The organism is Streptomyces sp. NPDC059874, from assembly GCF_042731135.1.
GTDB lineage: Bacteria > Actinomycetota > Actinomycetes > Streptomycetales > Streptomycetaceae > Streptomyces.
Genome location: NZ_JBHWJY010000165.1, coordinates 2,603 through 5,281 on the forward strand (window position 1 = coordinate 2,603; position 2,679 = coordinate 5,281).

The window sequence follows — 2,679 nt, forward strand, 5'->3', positions numbered from 1 at the left end:
GAGCGACGCTCCCACGGCTTGTAGGCACACGGTTTCAGGTACTATTTCACTCCGCTCCCGCGGTACTTTTCACCATTCCCTCACGGTACTATCCGCTATCGGTCACCAGGGAATATTTAGGCTTAGCGGGTGGTCCCGCCAGATTCACACGGGATTTCTCGGGCCCCGTGCTACTTGGGAGATGAGCAAGCAAGCCGCTGATGTTTCGTCTACGGGGGTCTTACCCTCTACGCCGGACCTTTCGCATGTCCTTCGACTACATCAACGGTTTCTGACTCGCCGACCGGCCGGCAGACCGATCAAGCTCATTCCCACAACCCCGCATGCGCAACCCCTGCCGGGTATCACACGCATACGGTTTGGCCTCATCCGGTTTCGCTCGCCACTACTCCCGGAATCACGGTTGTTTTCTCTTCCTGAGGGTACTGAGATGTTTCACTTCCCCTCGTTCCCTCCACATGCCCTATGTGTTCAGGCATGGGTGACAGCCCATGACGACTGCCGGGTTTCCCCATTCGGACACCCCCGGATCAAAGCTCAGTTGGCAGCTCCCCGGGGCCTATCGCGGCCTCTCACGTCCTTCATCGGTTCCTGGTGCCAAGGCATCCACCGTGCGCCCTTAAAAACTTGGCCACAGATGCTCGCGTCCACTGTGTAGTTCTCAAACAACGACCAGCCACCCGTCACACACTTCCAGAGAAGTGCTTCACCGGGGCCGGCACTGAAGATCACAACCTCACGGCCGTACCTTCAGGACCCAACAACGTGCCAAGCACCAGAAATCTTCCGTCTCCTCTTTCCACGCCGAAGCAGTACTCGAGAACCATCAGACCGTCTGGTGCCAACTAATCAACGTTCCACCCATGAGCTGACCGTGCAGAACGTTTGTCTGCAATCGGTACTGTGCTCCTTAGAAAGGAGGTGATCCAGCCGCACCTTCCGGTACGGCTACCTTGTTACGACTTCGTCCCAATCGCCAGTCCCACCTTCGACAGCTCCCTCCCTTACGGGTTGGGCCACCGGCTTCGGGTGTTACCGACTTTCGTGACGTGACGGGCGGTGTGTACAAGGCCCGGGAACGTATTCACCGCAGCAATGCTGATCTGCGATTACTAGCGACTCCGACTTCATGGGGTCGAGTTGCAGACCCCAATCCGAACTGAGACCGGCTTTTTGAGATTCGCTCCACCTCACGGTATCGCAGCTCATTGTACCGGCCATTGTAGCACGTGTGCAGCCCAAGACATAAGGGGCATGATGACTTGACGTCGTCCCCACCTTCCTCCGAGTTGACCCCGGCGGTCTCCTGTGAGTCCCCATCACCCCGAAGGGCATGCTGGCAACACAGGACAAGGGTTGCGCTCGTTGCGGGACTTAACCCAACATCTCACGACACGAGCTGACGACAGCCATGCACCACCTGTATACCGACCACAAGGGGGGCACTATCTCTAATGCTTTCCGGTATATGTCAAGCCTTGGTAAGGTTCTTCGCGTTGCGTCGAATTAAGCCACATGCTCCGCCGCTTGTGCGGGCCCCCGTCAATTCCTTTGAGTTTTAGCCTTGCGGCCGTACTCCCCAGGCGGGGAACTTAATGCGTTAGCTGCGGCACCGACGACGTGGAATGTCGCCAACACCTAGTTCCCAACGTTTACGGCGTGGACTACCAGGGTATCTAATCCTGTTCGCTCCCCACGCTTTCGCTCCTCAGCGTCAGTAATGGCCCAGAGATCCGCCTTCGCCACCGGTGTTCCTCCTGATATCTGCGCATTTCACCGCTACACCAGGAATTCCGATCTCCCCTACCACACTCTAGCTAGCCCGTATCGAATGCAGACCCGAGGTTAAGCCTCGGGCTTTCACATCCGACGTGACAAGCCGCCTACGAGCTCTTTACGCCCAATAATTCCGGACAACGCTTGCGCCCTACGTATTACCGCGGCTGCTGGCACGTAGTTAGCCGGCGCTTCTTCTGCAGGTACCGTCACTTTCGCTTCTTCCCTGCTGAAAGAGGTTTACAACCCGAAGGCCGTCATCCCTCACGCGGCGTCGCTGCATCAGGCTTTCGCCCATTGTGCAATATTCCCCACTGCTGCCTCCCGTAGGAGTCTGGGCCGTGTCTCAGTCCCAGTGTGGCCGGTCGCCCTCTCAGGCCGGCTACCCGTCGTCGCCTTGGTGGGCCATTACCCCACCAACAAGCTGATAGGCCGCGGGCTCATCCTTCACCGCCGGAGCTTTCAACCCCCGCCCATGCAGGCAGGAGTGGTATCCGGTATTAGACCCCGTTTCCAGGGCTTGTCCCAGAGTGAAGGGCAGATTGCCCACGTGTTACTCACCCGTTCGCCACTAATCCACCCCGAAGGGCTTCATCGTTCGACTTGCATGTGTTAAGCACGCCGCCAGCGTTCGTCCTGAGCCAGGATCAAACTCTCCATGAATGTTTACCGGTAATCCGGTCCACACACACGAAAGAGCGGGCCAGTCTTGGTCGGAATAAGACCGACTGACCACAACGTCCTCGCTGTGTTGTTGCCTGCAAGCACTCCGAAACGGAGCCTTACAGGTCTTTTTCAAAGGAACCTCATCCACCGAAGTGGACGGGGTATCAACTTCTGGCGTTGATTTTTGGCACGCTGTTGAGTTCTCAAGGAACGGACGCTTCCTTCGTACTCACCCTC

General features: G+C 57.5%; 2 rRNA genes (1 of these 2 running past the window's edge). Both read right to left on the bottom strand.

What is annotated here, in order from left to right:
- Nucleotides 1–633: ribosomal RNA gene (locus tag ACFV9H_RS41080) — 23S ribosomal RNA — on the bottom strand (it extends 2,571 nt beyond the left edge of the window).
- A gap of 281 nt (nt 634–914) precedes the next feature.
- Nucleotides 915–2,439, bottom strand: a 16S ribosomal RNA gene (locus ACFV9H_RS41085).
- The 16S and 23S rRNA genes sit together here, the layout of an rRNA operon.
- Nucleotides 2,440–2,679: the final 240 nt, after the last annotated feature.